This window comes from Marinococcus luteus, assembly GCF_034497705.1.
In the GTDB taxonomy this organism is placed as follows: domain Bacteria; phylum Bacillota; class Bacilli; order Bacillales; family Marinococcaceae; genus Marinococcus; species Marinococcus luteus_A.
Map to the genome: position 1 here is coordinate 17,306 of NZ_JAXRUV010000002.1, position 18,525 is coordinate 35,830.

Consider the following 18,525-nt stretch of genomic DNA (forward strand, 5'->3'; position numbering starts at 1 on the left):
TTATCGTTCCTCCTTCTTCGCTTCCTGCCACCATGCTTCCGCTGTCTGCAGAAAGTTATCTTCCTTCCAGTGCCGGTTTTCTTCATTCATTTTCCGTTCAATGTAGGCAAAACGACGGAAAAATTTCTGGTTCGTCTGTTCAAGCGCTTCTTCCGGGTGCACCCGAAAGAACCGGGCAAGATTAACGAGCACAAATAAAATATCCCCAAATTCCTTTGAGCTGTTTTGTTCGTTTTCTGCCCGAAGCTCCGCTTTCCATTCGTCTATTTCTTCATGGAGCTTGTCCCACATCGGAGCGTCATCGCCCCAGTCAAAACCGGCCTTTGCTGCCTTTTTCTGAATCTCATAGGCTCTCATAAGTGCCGGCATTGCCTCGGGAATATCCGCCAGTACAGAATCTTCTTCGCCATCTTTGCTTTTTTCAGCTTTTTTAATCTGTTCCCACTGCGTATTCACTTCTTCCGGGGTAGCCGCCGCTGACTCTGCAAACACATGCGGATGCCGGCGGATCATTTTTTCCGTTACTGATTCCACCACATCATCAATAGTGAAAAAGCCTTCTTCTTCCCCAATTTGAGCATGAAGCATCACCTGAAGCAAAATGTCTCCCAGCTCTTCCTGCAGGTTGTCGTCGTCTTCAGCATCGATGGCACTTAATACTTCATAGGTTTCTTCGAGCAGGTATTTTTTCAGCGATTGGTGCGTTTGTTTCCCGTCCCACGGGCACCCGTCCGGAGCCCGGAGAGAGGCGATGATGCTGCGCAATTTGTTCCAGTTTCCAAAGCGGGCCGAAAACGGCAGCGGCGGCACATAAACGGACATTAGATTATCGACAAAGTCTTCGCGGTCAAGCTCGTACAGCGGCAGCTCCTGAAGCCGTTCTTCCCCGGAGCCCGCTCCGGAAATCATGTGCACTATGTGCTCTTCCGGATACAGATCCATCAGCGTCAGCTTCACCTCTGAAGCTGTCATACGATCGTATACCTGGGTAAGCAGCAGATGAGTGGATACTTGCACGTCTTCTCTTTTCAGCGCCGTCGCGTCCAGCAGCTGAAAGCCTTCACTCGGATCCAGCCGCAGGGCTGCAAAAACGGGGTCTAAAAAGCTTTGGCCGCCCACGATATCCACCCGGCATTTTTCGGCCTTTTCCGCTTCAAGTAGCTGCTGCACCACCATTTCTGCCACTAGCGGATGACCCGGGACTGCGTAGCAAATTTCCCCGGAGGCTTTAGAAGCCGTAAGCAGCTCTTCTGTCATTAATCCGTATGCCTCTTCAAACGAATCTGTCTGTTCGTAGACCCGGTCAAAGGTTTTATGCGCCGGCAGCTCTTCCTGAAGCTCTCTGACTACCGGATGCTCTCTGGTACGTAAATACAGAGAGGAAGCTGCGCGGAGACGACGGTAAACGTCCAGGGGGAGCTGCCCGGCATCTCCTGCGCCGAGCCCTAAAACGGTAATAACTGGTCGCATGTCGGCATTATTCATTAGGAAGTCCCCCTTTTTTCATTCTTATTTCCACCTGCGGAAAATATGTTCCACTCCTGGCGTTCGAAAAGTTTTAAGCCTTTGATAAGAGCAAGGCACAGTGCCACGCCGGCCCCGGCCAGGCCAAGAGCCCACATGCCAGCTGCCGTCCGTACATCTACGCTGCCGGCAGGCAGCTGCAGCACCCACAGTCCAGCGCCAAGCAGGACTAAAAGAGTTACCCAGCAGACGCACCACCTGGGGGGAGGCCAGGAAATCAGCCGATACTTCTGCAGAAGCACTCCCTGCAGAAGGCTCGTAACGGCAAGGCCGCCGATCGTTGCCGCAGCTGCCCCAGCTGCGCCAAAGGCCGGAATAAGCACTATATTTCCGACGAGCTTTATGACTCCTCCGGCCACTATTAATCCGGCAGCTGTCCGGACATAGCCTCCACCCTGGAAAATCGCGTTCGCAGTTACAATCCACCCGCTAAACAGAAGTGAAATAGCGAGCACAGCCATAAGCTCTGTGCCCCTGCTGTTTTCAAACAGCATCACATTCACAAAGTCAGCTACTGTATAAAGGCCTACAGCCGCTGCTCCACCGATAACCAGACTGATCCGAAGAGCAAGCCCACCGAGGAAAGCTCCTTCCTGTCCGCGCAGCGAAGGAAGTACAGCTGCTGCGAGCGCCGTAGATACTACCGTGCCGAACTGTAGAAGCGGCTGTGCCCGGTCCAGAACACCCTTCGTTTCTTTTGCATCCTGCCCGGACACACCGTAAGCCTCAAGACCGGGGACTACAGTAAACGCATCAATCCATTGATAAAATAAAAATACCATTGCACCGAGACAGGCGATCACTCCTGGGATAAGCAGTTTTTTCACCATTATTTTATACTCTTTTCCGGCTCCCCGAAAACGAAAAGGCAGTGGTTTGCGACGATGCTGAAACCACCAGAGAAGCAGCAGAATCAAAGCCCCGGCGCTGGCGCCTGCTATGGACGCCCCCATAGCTCCGGCACCTATGTTATATACCCCCTGCCCGGCCGATACTGCTGCCCAGGCAAACAACAAAATAAAGATTACCCGGCACACCTGCTCCACTACATGCGATAAAGCTGTCGCCTCCATTTTCCCTCTGCTCTGGTAATATCCGCGTCCAAGCGAAAGCACAGGCACGAGGAGAAAGACGAATGAAGTCATACGTAGTACCGGCGTAAGCTGCTCGTCTCCCATGGCTCCAGCCACCACAGGCGAAAAAAGAAACAGAAGCGCAAAGGCCGATACTGCCGCAGATATCAGCACCACTCCAGCCGCTTTCATCGTTTCGAAACGGTCGGATGCTTTTTTCTGCTGTAGCATTTCCCCGGCCAGCACAGCCGGAAAGCCGTAAAGAGCAAGAATCATCGCTATACCGTAAAACGGGTACACCTGCTGGTAAACGTAATACCCAATATCTCCAGTCATATTCTGGTATGGAATCCGGTACACAGCGCTGAATACTTTTCCTATCAGAGCAGCTGCTGTAAGCAGGGAAACACTTTTTATTAAACGGGCGAAAAAGCGTCTGTCATTTGTCATCTTCGGTCCCTTCTATCCGCCCGCTCTATTTCGGGGACGTTGTTTCTTCCGGCTCTTTTTTTGCTTCCTGTACCCCTTTTACGACTGCCTGCACAGAAGTGAGAATTTTCATTTCTTCGAGCCGCTGGTGCTGCACTGATATCTGAATCTTTTTCCCGCTGGTTCCGATACCTATATGACGTCCCAGATCATTTACAAGTCCGAACAGCGAAGCGCCGTCTGCTTCACTGCTTGCTTCTTCTCCCACCAGAATAATGGTTTTGTTAGCTTCCTGGGAAACCGACTCCACGCCGGAAGCTTCCGCGCGCAGGCGAATATTACTGAGAATAAACAGCTTTTCCACTTCCACCGGATATTCCCCGAAGCGGTCTATCATTTCACTCTGCAGATCCTCCATATCCTCAAGTGTCTCAAGCCCCCGGAAGCGTTTATACATCTCTATTTTCTGCTTGGAGTCGTCAATATAAAAGTCAGGGATGTAGGCATCTGCTTTCATATTCATGTCCATCTCCGGCTCCTGCTGCTTCGGCTTATCTCCCTTACGTTCTTCAATAGCTTCTTTAAGCATCTGCGAGTACAAATCAAATCCCACGGATTCAATGTAGCCGTGCTGCTCTGCACCGAGCAGATTACCCGTGCCGCGGATGGAGAGATCTCTCATGGCGATCTTAAAGCCCGAGCCGAGCTCCGTAAATTCCTTGATCGCCTGCAGCCGCTTTTCCGCCACCTCAGAAAGCACTTTGTCGCGCTGGTACGTGAAATACGAATACGCTACGCGGTTGGACCTGCCGACCCGGCCGCGGATTTGATACAGCTGGGAAAGTCCCATCCGGTCAGCATTGTTAATAATTAGCGTATTCACGTTCGGGATATCGACTCCCGTTTCTATAATCGTTGTTGTGACCAGTACGTCTTTGTTGCCCTCTAAAAACTCCACCATGACCGATTCAAGCTCCTGCTCATTCATCTGTCCGTGAGCGTAAGCGACCTCCGCTTCCGGGACAAGCATCGAAATCTGGTCAGCCATCCGGCTGATATTATCCACCCGGTTATGCATAAAATAAACCTGCCCGCCACGGCTGATTTCACGTTCTATGGCTTCTTTAACGAGCGTCGGGTTGTATTCCATCACATACGTCTGTACCGGAAAACGATTTTCCGGCGGGGTCTCAATAACTGAAAGATCACGAACACCGAGCATCGACATATGCAGCGTTCTTGGAATCGGCGTCGCCGTCAGCGTTAACACGTCAATGTTTGCCTTAAGCCGTTTGATTTTTTCTTTATGAGTAACTCCAAACCGCTGTTCTTCGTCGACAATCAGCAGACCTAAATCATGAAACTGTACGTCCTTAGAAAGCACACGGTGCGTGCCGATCACAATATCGACGCTTCCTGCTTTCAGTCCCCGGGTCGTTTCGTTCTGCTGTTTTTTCGTCCGGAAGCGGCTCATTAAGCCGATGTTGATCGGCTGGTCGGCAAAACGCTCTGTGAGTGTATCAAAATGCTGCTGGGCCAAAATCGTTGTCGGCACCAAAATGGCCACCTGCTTGCCGTCCATTACTGCCTTGAACGCCGCCCGTATTGCCACCTCTGTTTTTCCATAGCCGACATCCCCGCACAACAGGCGGTCCATCGGACGTTCGCACTCCATGTCTTCACGGATTTCTTCAATTGCTTTTATTTGGTCCTCCGTTTCCTGGTAAGGGAACGTAGCAGCAAACGCCTGCTCTTCCATCGCATACCGGTTAAAGGCGTGCCCTTTTGTAGCCTCTCGTTCTGCATACAGCTTGATCAGGTCGTCGGCAATGTCTTCAACAGAGGACTGTACTTTGCGTTTTACACGCTTCCAGTCATTGCCGCCGAGTTTATAGATTTTCGGATCCTTTTCTTCTGACCCCACATACTTTTGAACCTGGTCAATCTGTTCGACCGGTACATACAGTTTGTCGTTGCCCGCATAGGAGACATTTAGGAAGTCCTGGTGCACTCCTCCAACGTCCAGGGTTTCCATTCCCAGGTATTTTCCGATGCCGTGGTTCACGTGAACCACCAGGTCTCCCACCTGCAGCTCCGAATAGCTTTTAATGCGTTCGGCATTGTTCAGCTTTTCCCGGCGTCTTGAACGGCGTACCTGCTTTGTAAACGTCTCCTGCTCCGTAATGACGGCCAGCTTCTCAAGCGGCAGTTCAAATCCGCTGTCGAGCCGCCCCTGCACGATAGCAGGACGTCCTGGCGTAAACGGTCCGTCCTTGTCTGTCCGCTCTGCTTCTACTCCGTAATCATCGAGAATTCTCTGCAGCCGTTCGAGCCGGTCCCTGGTCTCAGCGGCAAAAACAATACGAAATCCGCCGTTCTGCCAGCGTTCAATCTCATTTTTCAGCACCGGCAGCTGACCGTGGAACTGCTGCATCGCCTTGCTCGTGACGTTCGCCACCCGGCGCGGGTGAAACTCGGATAAACTTCGGGTGAATAAAGAAAAAAGCACTTTCGGAAAATCGATGTTTTTCATAAGCGTAGGGAACGGCACCGAAAGCTGCATCTCTACCGGCAGTTCTCCCTGCTCCACCATGTTTGTCCGCCATTCTGCCTCTTCTTCATCCAGGCGTTCCGCTGTTTCCTGTACCCGGCTTACTTCATCGATAAAAAAGACCGTTTCCGAGGAAAAATAATTGCTCAGGGTAGCCGGCTGTTCATAGAAAAACTGCATATATTTGTACAGGCTTTGAAAACGCACGTGCTGCAGCAGCTGCTCCCGCTCTTCCGACAGGCGCTCCTGCACCTTCTGTTTCACAGTCTCGTCCTTGACCGTTTTCAGTGTTTTGCCCAGGCCATCCTCAAGCTGCGAGGCTGCTCGCTGAAACTGTTCCGGATAAAGAATTGTCTCCTGGGCAGGACTGATATTCACTTTAGTAATCTGTTCAATTGTCCGCTGGTCCTCCGGATTAAACAAACGAAGAGAATCAATTTCTGTATCAAACAGCTCCAGGCGCACCGGATTGTCCGCCGTAAGCGAATAAATGTCGATAATACCGCCGCGGATGCTGAATTCTCCGGGAGCCGCCACCATATCGGCCCGCTGATAGCCGGACGCATAGAGAAATTGCTGGAACGCATCCAGGTCAAGATCGTCCCCGTTATGCAACGGCCACTGGGCTGCTTCCCAGACAGCCGGCGGAGGCAGCAGACGGCGCAGCCCGGCCACCGGGCTCACAATAATTCCGTCAAAGCCTCTGACCAGACGGTCGAGCACTTCAATCCGCTGCGACCTCATTTCCGGGCTCGCGACCGCAATTTCAGCAGAAATAAGCTCATTGACTGGATAAATTAATACGTCCTTATCTGACCATTCCAACAAATCATCGTACAGCTTCTGCGCCTGATACAACGTATGCGTTACTACCAGCTGAGGCTTTTGCGTCTTCTCCTGGGCAAGCGTCATAAATAACGTTCTTGCCGAGCCGCTGAGCCCTGAAATCAGTTGCTCCGGAACCCCGTTTTGGAGGTCGCTGATAACTGCGCTGATCTCCGGGTTGGAGGCTAATATCGATGGTAAACCCTTCATGCTCGTTCCTCCCTGTTTATGGCGATCTCTTTTTTTTATCACGCAAAAGGGGAGCGGAACCTTGCAGTCCCACCCCGTTTTATTAATTAAACTCATTCATCACTTCATCAAATGATTTACTGCCCCATGCTTCCGCCGAGGCCGCGGCCTTTTTGACTGCCTCATCCATATGCTTTCTCTCTTCCGGTGGAAAGGTGCCAAGAACATAGTCGATCACAGACGCCTTCTCCGGCTTTCCAATGCCAATGCGGAGCCGCTTGAATTCCTTTGTACCCAGATGTTCAATCAACGAGCGTATGCCATTATGGCCGCCATGACCGCCTTTTTTACGCAGGCGGACCGTGCCCGGAGCGAGATCCAGGTCATCATACACAACTAAAACGTCTTCCGGGGACGCTTTATAAAAATCAAGCATCGGGCCTACCGCTTCTCCCGAAAGATTCATATAAGTCAAAGGCTTTACCAGTACCACTTTTTCGCCCCCTGCCATTGTTTCAGCAGTTTCGCTCCTCCACTTGCTCTTTTTCCATGACAGCTGCCACATGGAAGCGAGCTCTTCAACAGCTTCAAATCCGACGTTATGGCGTGTCTTTTTATATTTTTTCCCCGGGTTGCCTAACCCGACAATAAATTTCATGCTGGTCCCCCGCTCTGCCTCGTACGTATAATGTTCAGGCTGCTTCTTCATATTGTACTAAAAAAACTGCTTCTTGACGTTTAAAACGATTAAAGCGCTTGTCTTATTTTAAGATATTTCAGCTTAACAGCATAGCATAAATAAAGATCGCAGGGCGCCTGTAAAACAGAGTCGCCTGCGATCTTTATTTATGACGGAAGGCAGCACGCCCTCCGTCAGCTTTGGTGCAGAGATTATGAATTGTTGTTGTCATTGCTGCCTTCTTCAGAATCGCCTTCTTCGGATTCTTCATCCGCGTCTACAAGCTCAGGCTCTGCTGCTTCTTCTTCGCCTGGCTCTTCCGGCTCTTCTTCCGGTACAAGAACAGTAACAATCGTTTCTTCCGGCTCGCTCGTAATCGTGTAGTTCAAACCTTCTGGAAGATCTGCTACCTGGATCGAGTCGCCGACATTCAATGTCGAAATGTCCACGCTGATGCTGTCAGGAATTTCAGCAGGCAGTGCGCTGACAGTAATATTGAACATCATGTGGGAGACAACGCCGCCGTCTTTTTCCCCTGGCGCTTCGCCTTCGAGGTGTACAGCAACGTCTGCTTCCATTTCGGAAGTCATGTCTACTTCAAAGAAGTCAACATGGATAAAGTAATCCTTGATGGAGTCAACCTGCATATCATGCACGATAACTTGGTGCTTTTTGCTTTCGCCTTCAATAGTCAGATCAATGATACCGTTCTTCCCGGCTTCACGGATCGTTTTTAGGAATGTAACATTGTCAACAGAGATAGGCTGGCTTTCCGTTTTTTTGCCATAAATAACGGCTGGAATCGTGCCCTCTCTGCGGAGTTTTTTCGTCACTGACTGTTTTGTTTCAGGACGACGAGCTGCAGTTAACTGCGTAGCCATGGTATTCACCTCATAATTAAATTTTATTTTCACGTGTTCGCGTAATTTTGCCCACTTGAGACAGAATTATACCAGAATCCACATCAAAAATCAATGGCTTATTCAAACCATTGATTTTCTTGTAGATTAATTAAACAAGCGGCTGACCGAAGTCTGCTCAAAGACATTAATAATTGCTTTAGCCATAAGCGGGCCGACGGAAAGCTGTGTTACTTTATCAATATTTTTCTCTTCCGGGAGCACGATGGAATTTGTTACGACAAGTTCTTCAATCCTGGAATTTTCAATTCTTTCTATTGCCGGTCCGGATAGTACCGGATGGGTGCAGCATGCATACACATGGTTTGCGCCCGACTCGATTAACGCATCCGCTGCGAGAGTAATTGTTCCGGCAGTATCAATAATATCATCAATAATGATTGCCGTTTTACCTTCTACGTCACCGACAATATTCATGACCTCTGAAACGTTTGGACGCGGCCGGCGCTTATCAATAATCGCAATAGGAGCCTTTAAGCGGTCTGCCATTCTGCGTGCGCGCACCACGCCTCCGTGGTCAGGCGATACAATAACGAGATCTTCCAGGCCTTTTTCGTTGAAGTGACGGGACAAAATAGGCTCTCCCTGCAGCTGATCCACCGGAATATCAAAGAATCCCTGAATTTGCGTCGCGTGCAGGTCCAGGCTCAAAATTCTGGTCGCTCCAGCCGTTTCCAGCAGATTGGCAATCAGCTTGGCTGTAATAGGCTCTCTCGCCCGGGCCTTACGGTCCTGACGTGCGTAACCGTAATAAGGGAGGACAACGCTGATCGTTTTTGCCGAAGCCCGCTTCATGGCATCGATCATAATCAAAAGCTCCATAAGATGTTCATTGGCCGGGTCTGAAGTTGACTGGACCAAAAAGACATCGCAGCCGCGGATACTTTCTTCAATATTTATCTGCACTTCTCCGTCACTGAACCGTTTTACAGAGCTGAGCCCCATTGTTGTACCGATCTGTTCAACAATTTCCTCTGCGAGCCTTGGATTCGAGTTCAGGGTGAATACTTTCAAATTGGAGCGATCCATCGTGGACATTTTTTAATTCCCTCCGTCACTTGTTTTGCTTTTTATCTGCATTTAATTTTTCACTTACATAGTTTTCTTTATTCGTCTGCCTTGCTCGCGCAATGGAAAGCGCATCCTCCGGCACATCCGACGTAATAGTGGAACCTGCTGCTACGTAAGCGCCTTTCCCAACGTTTACCGGAGCTACAAGATTGGAGTTGCATCCAATAAACACGTTATCTTCGATTTTCGTTAAATGCTTGCCCATACCGTCGTAATTAACAGTAATGGAGCCACAGCCGATATTCACATTTTTTCCAACCTCTGCATCTCCAATGTAGCTGAGGTGAGACGTTTTGCTTCCCTTTCCGATGGAGGCTTTCTTGATTTCAACAAAATTGCCGATTTTGGCTTCATCACCGATTGACGAAGCCGGCCGGACGTGGGCATAAGGGCCGATTTGTACGGAGTTTCCTACCTCGCTGTCTGTCACTGTCGATTGACGGACCACTGTTTCGCTGCCAATGACTGCGTTGCTGATTTCGGAATGCGGGCCGAGCTGGCAGGAGGTTCCTACATGTACACTGCCGCGTAGAATTGTTCCGGGCTCAATTACTGTATCAGCGCCGATCACAGATTCCTTGGAGATATAAGTATTCTCCGGATCAATGATAGTTACTCCCTGTCGCATCCAATGTTCATTAATGCGGCGTTTCATGGCTTTTTCAGCCTGGGATAAAGCTACACGATCGTTCACCCCGATTGTCTCAGAAAAGTCCGGGGTGGTCCAGGCAGATACGGTTTCTCCCTGTGCCTGAAGGATACCAATAACATCAGGAAGGTAATATTCCCCCTGAACATTATTGTTATCCACCTGGCTGAGGGCATGAAACAGGGCTTCATTATCAAAGCAGTAGGTCCCCGTATTAATTTCCCGGATGCTTTTTTCCGTTTCGTCTGCATCCTTATGTTCAACGATCCGGACAACTTCCCCGCTGCTGCCCCGAATGACCCGTCCGTATCCGGCAGGATCGTCTGCTACGGCTGTTAAAATGCTTGCTTTTGCTTCCATTTGTTCATGATGATCCATAAGCGCCTGCATCGTGCTTCCCTGGATCAATGGAGTGTCTCCACACGCAACGATGGTCGTCCCCTTTTTACCTTCAAGCATCTGCCTCGTCTGCATTACAGCATGAGCCGTGCCAAGCTGTTCCTCCTGAAGCACATAGGAAGTACGCTCTTTTAAATGCTCTTCGACAGCTTCTGCCCCGTGGCCGGTCACCGTCACCAATTGATCGACACCGGCGTCTTCGAGCTCGTCCACTACGTGCTCCACCATCGGTTTTCCGCAGACAGGATGAAGTACTTTATAGAGACTGGATTTCATACGAGTGCCTTTTCCGGCAGCTAAAATAACGGCATAGCGATTGTTCATGTAGGTTCCTCCATATGCGCATTTTTGTCCATTAAGAATAATATCTTAAAAGCTGTAGGTTTTCAAGAATACACTATTACCTATTCTACATAATGAACGTTTACCTATCCACCTGATTTCGTTTACAGCCAAAAATAAATAACGGCCCCATCGAGACCGTTATCGCTACCCTGGTACGTATGAAGTTACGAAGCGCCGGCTTCGTTGAAATTTTTTTCTGCGGGCTGTTGTTCCTGCTCGTTATATTCTGCCAATACAGCGGACTGGATCTTCTCTCTCGCTGCTGACGAAATAGGATGGGCAATATCACGGAATTCCCCATCAGGGGTGCGTTTACTCGGCATAGCAACAAAGAGACCGTTATTTCCATCAATGACCCGAATATCATGGACCACAAACTCTTCATCAAATGTAATAGAAGCAATTGCTCTCATCCGTCCATCAGTATTTACCCGGCGCAGCCTGACATCTGTTACCTGCATGTTTTCACCACCTTTGGTTTATTAACTCTCTCATCTATATGTATCTCTTCTCTCGCATCAAGCGTAAAGAGGCTGATTATTGATTTCTATATTATTCCGCAAAGTCCTGCCCGGACAAAAAATCGTCTGCAGATATATTTAATTTTAAAGTATATAAACATGTATTCAGTATAACGATGTTTTATGTATGTTACCACATCTTTTTACTCGAGCTAAAAGTCCTGTCTCTAAAAATCTTTCCGTTATTTTTCTTATCGTCCTGTTTTATGCTCTTTTCTACCCATATCGTAAAAAAACAGCGCCCCGGCTGCCATTCGCGCAGGCAGCACAGAGCACTGTTTTTATGAAGCCAGTAAAGCAATAACTTCAATTTCCACTTTTACATCCTTAGGGAGACGGGCGACTTCGACACATGAACGGGCCGGCTGATGCTCCTGAAAGTAAGAACCGTACACTTCATTAATAACCGGAAATTCATCCATATCTTTAATGAATACGGTTGCCTTAATAACATGATTCAGCGAAGAACCGGCTTCAGCAAGTACTGCCTGCAGGTTCTGAAAGACCTGGTGCGTCTGCTCTTCAACGCCCCCGCTTACAACTTCGCCAGCCGTCGTTAAAGGGATCTGGCCAGAGCTGTAAAATACATTATTTACCTTAATGCCCTGCGAGTACGGCCCAATGGCTTCTGGAGCCTGTTTAGTAAATACTTCCTTCATCTTGATCTCTCCTTTTCCAGCTTTGTTAGAAAATTACCGGGAACGACACGGATGTTTTTCGTCTTTTCGTTTACCTCTTCCACTCTTGCAATGCTTACGTAATCATCCACCAGACGCTCTCCCGCGCCTTCAGCTTCTACAAGCACTCCGATGCCTGCCACATTTGCCCGGAACTCCTGCAGCAGCTCTATCATTCCGCTCACCGTGCCGCCTGCTTTCATGAAATCATCCACTACAAGGACGTTAGATCCTTCCGGCAGGCTCCTCCGCGCTAAGGACATTGTCTGAATGCGTCTCGATGAACCTGACACGTAATTGATGCTCACCGTCGATCCTTCCGTAACCCGGTGGTCTCTTCGGACAATGCTTACAGGTACGTCAAGATATGTACCAATCGCGTATCCAAGCGGGATGCCTTTCATAGCCACAGTGACAATGGCATCAATCTGCCTGTCCGCAAAAACAGAAGCAAACATTTTCCCCACTTCGTTCATCGTACGTGGACGCCCAAGGATATCCATCATATATAAATACCCTCCAGGCAGCAGCCGTTCTTTGTTTTCCAGCTTTTCACACAGGTCTCCGACAAACGATTCTGCAGTGCTTTTTTCCACTTTTGGTACATATCGCACGCCGCCGCTCGCGCCTGCCACCGTACGCAGTGCACCAACGCCCTGGGTTTCAAAAATTTCTTTAATGATGGTCAAATCTTCACTTACCGAGGATTTGGCGGAATCATACCTCTCCGTAAAATAACCAAGAGAGATAAGTTCATGTGGATGCTGCAGCAAAAAATTGGTCATATCAACCAATCGGCCGCTTCGTTTCAGTTTTTTCATGCTTACCTCCGTAAAATCCGAATATTTAGCAAGAATATACCATTTTCATACGGATTTTATCAAGCGTTTCGGTTGTTCAACAGGCGAACCGCGTACACTTGGGAGCAGAAGCCACGCAACGCATTATACACACGGCTGACTTTACTTTCCTTATCCACCAGCCCGAAAACAGTAGGACCGCTGCCGCTCATCAGTGCAGCATCTACACCGGAATCGAGCATGCGGGCCTTAATCTGGCCCACTTCGGGATAAAGCGGCAGAGTTACTTCTTCAAGGGTATTGGATAAAGAGCGGCAAAGCTGTTCATAATTGTTATTCCGAATCGCCTCCACCATAGCCGGGGTCATCTCCTGGCGTTTTTTAGCCGCGTCGATTCTGCGATAAATCTCCCCGGTGGAAACCCCTGTAGGAGGTTTAGCCAAAATCACCCAGCAGGACGGGGGCGGGTTAATGTGCTCAATCTTCTCTCCCCGTCCGGTAGCGATCGCCGTTCCCCCGTGTACGCAAAAGGAGACATCCGAGCCGATCAATGCCCCAATTTCTGCCAGCTCCTCCATGTCCGCACCGATTTCCCACAGCTCATTCACTCCCCGCAGCGTAGCTGCGGCATCACTGCTGCCACCGGCAAGACCTGCAGCGACAGGGATGTTTTTATGTATGAAAATCGACACGCCGTAAGCAATACGGTATTTATCCTTTAACAGTTTTGCAGCCTGGTACGCCAGGTTTCTATGGTCTTCCGGAAGAAAGCCCTCTGACATTTGCACGACAATTTTTCCATCTTTTCTTCGCTCAAACTCCAGACGATCAGCCAAATCCACCTGGGCCATCACCATTTTTACTTCGTGATAGCCATCTGCCCGTTTACCTAAAACATCGAGCGTCAAATTTATTTTCGCCGGAGCCTTTTTTGATAACTTCACCATCATTCTCCTTCTCTCATCTTCCTCCACGTTTACCGTACTTTCAACCTTCTAACATTTTAGTTGAAAAACTGCAGCATGTACAGCAGGAAAAGCTTCCCTTACTCCCGCAGGCGCACGTGAATTCGGAAATCGGGCTTTCGTCCACCTTTTGCCGTTCTTTCTTCAACATGGCTTTAAAAATGAAAAAAGCTTTCCGCTTAGCGCAGAAAGCCTGTATGCTGTCCGGGGACTGCATTCGTATGTGTTAGTTAAGCCTGAAGCTCTTCTTCTTCCGTTAGATACAGTTTGACTGTCTGGGTGAGTACATCTGTATAGCTGTAAGAAAGACGTTCGACAGGATGCTGGGCTCTGTCCAGTTTGACAATAAAGACGGAAGGATATGTTTCCTCTAAATACCCGGAACGTTCGACGGTTTTCTTGCGTCCGCCATTAGCAATTACCGTAACTCGTTTACCTACTTTTAAATCCAACGCTTCTTTAATCTCCACCAATGTTTTTCCCATTGTCTAACCCACCTCACTATAAATCATGTTAACATAACCCGGGCTAGTTGTCAAAAATTTTTCATTATAACAATTCTTTAATTTGAATGTCAATTACTAAATCTTCTTTTTCAGAATGTCTTAAAATTCTTGATAAAAAGGAGCAAGTTCATTGGATAACAGAGCAAATTCTTCCATGGAAAGCGTTTCACCGCGCCTTCCTGGATCGATGCCGGTCTGCTCAAACGCCTGCAGCAGTCTGCCTTTGCCCTCCGCTCCCGCGAGCTGGTTCAGCAAATTGTTCCAAAGAGTTTTTCTGCGCTGTACAAATGATGCGCGCACCAGCCGGAAAAAGAATTCTTCATTCATTATATGTACCGGTGGGGCAGAACGCTTTCTCAAGCGGAGAATCAGCGAATCGACTCTCGGCTGCGGAATAAAAACAGTTTTCGGAACGGTCATCACTTTTTCTGTTTCCGCAAAATACTGTACCGCTATGGATAAAGATCCGTAGGCTTTTGTACCGGGCACGGCTGCCATTCGCTCTGCCACTTCTTTTTGCAGCATAATCACAATGTTTTTAATCCGCAGCCTCTGTTCAAGCACTGCCATCAGTATGGGAGTCGTAACGTAATACGGAAGATTCCCTACGACGGATACACTTCGGCATTCACTCATGTGTTCATGAATAAACGCCCCGAGGTCCACCTGCAGAATATCGCGGTGGTGCACCCGGACATGCGGATAAGGAGCCATCGTTTCTTCAAGAATCGGAAGCAGGCGCTGGTCGATTTCGAATGCCTCCACCTGACCAGCCTGTTTTGCGAGATGCTCTGTGAGAGCGCCAATGCCTGGCCCCACCTCTATGATCCCGTCTTCCGACTCTATACCCGCTGCTTCTGCAATGCGTGTTAAAATGTTTGCGTCGATTAAGAAATTTTGTCCCAGGCTTTTTTTAAACGCAAATCCGTGTCTTTCCAGTATATCCTTCGTCCGCCCCGGGGTTGCTATATCCTTCAAGCCTTCTCCTCCTCTTCCAATAATTGCTCATATGCCGCGGTAAATTCAGCCTGGCTGATTTGAAACATCTCCAGCCTTTTCAAAAACTGCTTTCCATTGGCATATCCAATGTTCAGTATCTCTCCCAGGCGGGCGCGTTTATCTCTAGAGCCGCTTCCTGCGAACAGCCCAAGCTCCAGGAGGTCCTGCCTTGTTACTGCTGCTGTCACTTCTGGATGCTCTTTTTCGCTGCGCACGTGCCTTAAAGCTTCCCGGATCGTTTCTGCAGAAGCGTGCTCCACACCCAGACTCTGCCCCGGGCTTCCGTAAGCTTTCCCTTTTGTTAAGAAAGCGTGCTTGCACCCCGGCACATGCCGGCTGACTATCCGTCGGATTCTCTCGCCCGGAACGTCCGGGTCAGTCAAAATAATGACCCCTCTCCGCTCCCTGGCCAGTTCAATCCGGCGGAGCGCTTCCTCACTTACTGCCGATCCGTTTGTTTCAATGGTGTCTGCCTCCACCGCGTTGCGGACAGCAGCGGTATCAGATTTGCCCTCCACTACGATACATTCGTAAATACGCACGATTACCTTCCTTCTAAGCCAATTTAGTCTTTTGCTATGATACAGCCCGCTTTTCCATTTTCATGAAAAGAGCGGGCCTGTTCATCGTTTACAGACGAAAAAGCTGTTTAGCGTTTTTTGTCGTCTGTGCAGCCAATTCCTCATACGGAATTTCTTTCAATTCTGCGATTTTTTCGGCTACCAGCTTTACGTATGCAGGCTCGTTCCGCTTGCCCCGGTATGGGTGCGGCGCCAAAAACGGACAGTCGGTTTCCACCAGCAGCCGGTCCATCGGAATTTCCCTGCTTACTTCCTTGGGAAGCTTTGCGTTTTTGAACGTGACCGGACCGCCAAAGGAAATATAAAAATTCATATCCATACAGCGCTTCGCGGTTTCGGCAGTCCCGCCAAAGCAGTGCATAATACCGCCGACTTCTCCTGCATTTTCTTTCTCCAGCAGATCGACAATATCATCATGAGCCTCGCGGTCGTGAATAATGATCGGCATGTTCACTTTCTTTGCCAGGTTGATCTGCCGGCGGAATACCTCTTTTTGTACATCCTTCGGAGATTTGTCCCAGTGATAATCAAGTCCCATTTCCCCGAGAGCTACCACGCGGGGGTGGCCGGCCAGTTCCTCAAGCCATTCCAGATCCTCATCGGTCATGTCGACAGCGTCGACCGGATGCCAGCCGACTGCTGCATAAATAAAATCGTACGTTTCCGCCAGTTCTATCGCTTTAGGAATCGTCTCCCGGTCAAAGCCGACAACCGTCATGTATTCAACCCCGGCTTCTTTGGCCCGCTTGATCGTTTCTGCCACTTCTCCTTCAAATTGTTCTACGTTCAAATGAACATGCGTATCAAAAAGCATCACATTCTCGTCCTTTCTTTAATTCACGATCGATCCGTTTGGAAGAGCCTGATCGATAGTCGCAAGCGTCAGTTCTTTTCCTTTAGAAGCAGCCAAAATCATTCCTTCCGACCACTCTCCCCGAAGCTTCACCGCTTTCAGGTTGGTCACACAGATCACCTTCCGGCCTTTTAAATCTTCCGGGGTGTAATGCTCTGCGATGCCGGAAACGACCTGACGCTTCTCGTCCCCTACATCCAGTTGGATTTTAAGCAGTTTATTAGCCTTTTTGACTGGTTCTGCATCGATGATTTCCGCTACCTTCAGCTCAACTTTGCCAAAGTCATCAATCGTGATTTCACCGTTTTCTTCCGTTTCCTCTTCCTCTTCCGCTTCCACTTTCACTGTACCACCCATCGACTCAATAATATACTTTACTTCATCCTCCTGCTGAAGACGGGGGAAGACAGGCACGGCCTTACCGGCTACTCTGGTGCCTTCTTTTATATGGGCGAAGGATTTCGTCGTCTCCCAGTCTGTAATTTCTTTATCTATCCCAAGCTGCGACCAGATGCTCTTCGGCGTTTCTGTCATAAACGGCTGAATCAGTATACTGATTACCCGCAGAGATTCCGCCAGATGGTAAAGCACGGAGCCGAGCACTTCCCGCTCACTTTCATCTCTTGCAAGAATCCACGGCTGGGTTTCATCAATATATTTGTTTGTCCGGCTGATAAGCTGCCATATGGCTGTCAGAGCCACTGAAAACTCCATTTCCTCCACCGCATTTTCTACCTTTGTGACGGTTGCCTCTATCAGCTCAAGCAGCGAAGCATCATACGGACTCGCGTCCTTCACATAAGCCGGGATGGAGCCATCAAAATATTTGTTAATCATTGCCACGGTACGATTTAAAAGATTGCCCAGATCGTTTGCGAGATCATAGTTCAGTCGGTCCACAAATCCCTCCGGCGTGAACACCCCATCGGACCCAAACGGCACTTCCCGGAGCAGATAGTAGCGGACAGCATCCAGGCCGTAGCGGTCAACAAGCGGAATTGGGTCCACCACATTGCCTTTGGACTTCGACATTTTCCCGTCCTTCATTAAAAGCCATCCGTGGCCGAACACTTTTTTTGGAAGTGGCAGATCGAGGGCCATCAGCATAATCGGCCAGTAAATAGTATGGAAACGCACGATTTCCTTGCCGACAATATGCACATCCGCCGGCCAGTATTTTTGGTATTCTTCATCGTGCTCTGTCGTGTAGCCGAGCGAAGTGATGTAGTTGCTCAACGCGTCAATCCATACATACACCACGTGCTCCGGGTCGCTTTTGACAGGAATGCCCCATTCAAAAGTCGTTCTTGAAATGGACAAATCCCCGAGACCCGGTTTGATAAAGTTATTAATCATTTCATTCTTACGGGATTCCGGCTGGATGAATTCCGGGTTATCTTCATAAAACTGAAGCAGGCGGTCCGCATACTTGCTCATTTTGAAAAAATACGATTTTTCCCGCACCTTCTCTACCGGGTGGCCGCTTTCCGGACTGATGCCGGCGGTTACATTGCCTGCTTCGTCGTACTGTTTCTCTTCGAGCTGGGTTTCTGTATAGAAGGTTTCGTCCGGCACCGAATACCAGCCTTCGTATTCGCTCAGATAGATATCACCGTTTTCTTTCAGCTTTTCAAAGATGATCTGTACAGCATCGCGGTGACGGTCTTCAGTCGTGCGGATGAAATCATCGTAGGTAATATTTAATTTATCCCACAGCTGCTTAATGTTCTGCGCTGCGTCATCGACGAACTGCTGCGGGCTCACCCCGTTTTCCTCCGCTTTTCTTTCAATTTTCTGCCCGTGTTCATCAGTTCCGGTTAAGTACTTTACATCGTAGCCTCTCAGGCGCTTGTAGCGTGCGAGAGCATCCCCGGCCACTGTCGTATACGCATGTCCGATATGAAGCTTCCCGCTCGGATAATAAATCGGCGTCGTTAAATAAAAAGTATTCTTTTCTTCTGGCATATTT

At 49.1% G+C, this 18,525-nt stretch carries 16 protein-coding genes; all 16 read right to left on the minus strand.

Features of this window, described 5'->3' with window-relative positions; translation table 11 throughout:
- A complete protein-coding gene (mazG, locus tag Q9M42_RS04130) occupies positions 1-1,485 on the minus strand; it encodes a nucleoside triphosphate pyrophosphohydrolase (protein WP_322525274.1) in 1,485 nt (494 codons plus the stop codon).
- Entirely contained in the window at positions 1,485-3,047 is a 1,563-nt protein-coding gene (locus Q9M42_RS04135; RefSeq protein ID WP_322525275.1) for an oligosaccharide flippase family protein, read from the minus strand. Before Q9M42_RS04135 ends, mazG begins: the two co-directional genes overlap by 1 nt.
- Positions 3,048-3,072: 25 nt before the next feature.
- Positions 3,073-6,612 (minus strand): transcription-repair coupling factor, encoded by a 3,540-nt coding sequence (gene mfd / locus Q9M42_RS04140; RefSeq protein ID WP_322525276.1) that lies wholly within the window; start codon positions 6,610-6,612, stop codon positions 3,073-3,075.
- 82 nt (positions 6,613-6,694) lie between these two features.
- Positions 6,695-7,249, minus strand: a complete 555-nt coding sequence (gene pth / locus Q9M42_RS04145; RefSeq protein ID WP_322525277.1) for an aminoacyl-tRNA hydrolase — start codon at positions 7,247-7,249, stop codon at positions 6,695-6,697.
- 233 nt (positions 7,250-7,482) lie between these two features.
- A complete protein-coding gene (locus Q9M42_RS04150; protein WP_322525278.1) occupies positions 7,483-8,151 on the minus strand; it encodes a 50S ribosomal protein L25/general stress protein Ctc in 669 nt (222 codons plus the stop codon).
- Positions 8,152-8,277: 126 nt separating this feature from the next.
- A complete protein-coding gene (locus Q9M42_RS04155; RefSeq protein ID WP_322525279.1) occupies positions 8,278-9,228 on the minus strand; it encodes a ribose-phosphate diphosphokinase in 951 nt (316 codons plus the stop codon).
- Positions 9,229-9,244: 16 nt separating this feature from the next.
- Positions 9,245-10,633 carry a bifunctional UDP-N-acetylglucosamine diphosphorylase/glucosamine-1-phosphate N-acetyltransferase GlmU gene (gene glmU, locus Q9M42_RS04160; RefSeq protein WP_322525280.1) on the minus strand — a complete coding sequence of 463 codons (1,389 nt, stop codon included), beginning with the start codon at positions 10,631-10,633 and terminating at the stop codon, positions 9,245-9,247.
- Between the two features lie 185 nt (positions 10,634-10,818).
- Positions 10,819-11,115, minus strand: a complete 297-nt coding sequence (gene spoVG / locus Q9M42_RS04165; RefSeq protein ID WP_322525281.1) for a septation regulator SpoVG — start codon at positions 11,113-11,115, stop codon at positions 10,819-10,821.
- A gap of 341 nt (positions 11,116-11,456) precedes the next feature.
- Positions 11,457-11,834 (minus strand): RidA family protein, encoded by a 378-nt coding sequence (locus Q9M42_RS04170; protein ID WP_322525282.1) that lies wholly within the window; start codon positions 11,832-11,834, stop codon positions 11,457-11,459.
- Positions 11,831-12,673 (minus strand): pur operon repressor, encoded by an 843-nt coding sequence (gene purR / locus Q9M42_RS04175; RefSeq protein WP_322525283.1) that lies wholly within the window; start codon positions 12,671-12,673, stop codon positions 11,831-11,833. The genes Q9M42_RS04170 and purR overlap by 4 nt, the downstream gene beginning before the upstream one ends.
- Before the next feature lie 59 nt (positions 12,674-12,732).
- Entirely contained in the window at positions 12,733-13,596 is an 864-nt protein-coding gene (gene ispE, locus Q9M42_RS04180; RefSeq protein ID WP_322525284.1) for a 4-(cytidine 5'-diphospho)-2-C-methyl-D-erythritol kinase, read from the minus strand.
- A 251-nt stretch (positions 13,597-13,847) separates the two neighbouring features.
- Positions 13,848-14,102, minus strand: coding sequence for a Veg family protein (locus Q9M42_RS04185; RefSeq protein ID WP_022792872.1), 255 nt, complete (start codon positions 14,100-14,102; stop codon positions 13,848-13,850).
- 120 nt (positions 14,103-14,222) lie between these two features.
- Positions 14,223-15,101, minus strand: a complete 879-nt coding sequence (gene rsmA / locus Q9M42_RS04190; protein WP_322525285.1) for a 16S rRNA (adenine(1518)-N(6)/adenine(1519)-N(6))-dimethyltransferase RsmA — start codon at positions 15,099-15,101, stop codon at positions 14,223-14,225.
- Positions 15,098-15,664: a ribonuclease M5 gene (gene rnmV, locus Q9M42_RS04195; protein WP_322525286.1), complete on the minus strand. Its 567-nt coding sequence runs from the start codon at positions 15,662-15,664 to the stop codon at positions 15,098-15,100. Before rnmV ends, rsmA begins: the two co-directional genes overlap by 4 nt.
- A gap of 88 nt (positions 15,665-15,752) precedes the next feature.
- Positions 15,753-16,517: a TatD family hydrolase gene (locus Q9M42_RS04200; protein WP_322525287.1), complete on the minus strand. Its 765-nt coding sequence runs from the start codon at positions 16,515-16,517 to the stop codon at positions 15,753-15,755.
- An 18-nt stretch (positions 16,518-16,535) separates the two neighbouring features.
- Complete coding sequence (gene metG, locus Q9M42_RS04205; RefSeq protein ID WP_322525288.1) at positions 16,536-18,521, minus strand: methionine--tRNA ligase; 1,986 nt, start codon at positions 18,519-18,521, stop codon at positions 16,536-16,538.
- Between the last annotated feature and the right edge of the window lie 4 nt (positions 18,522-18,525).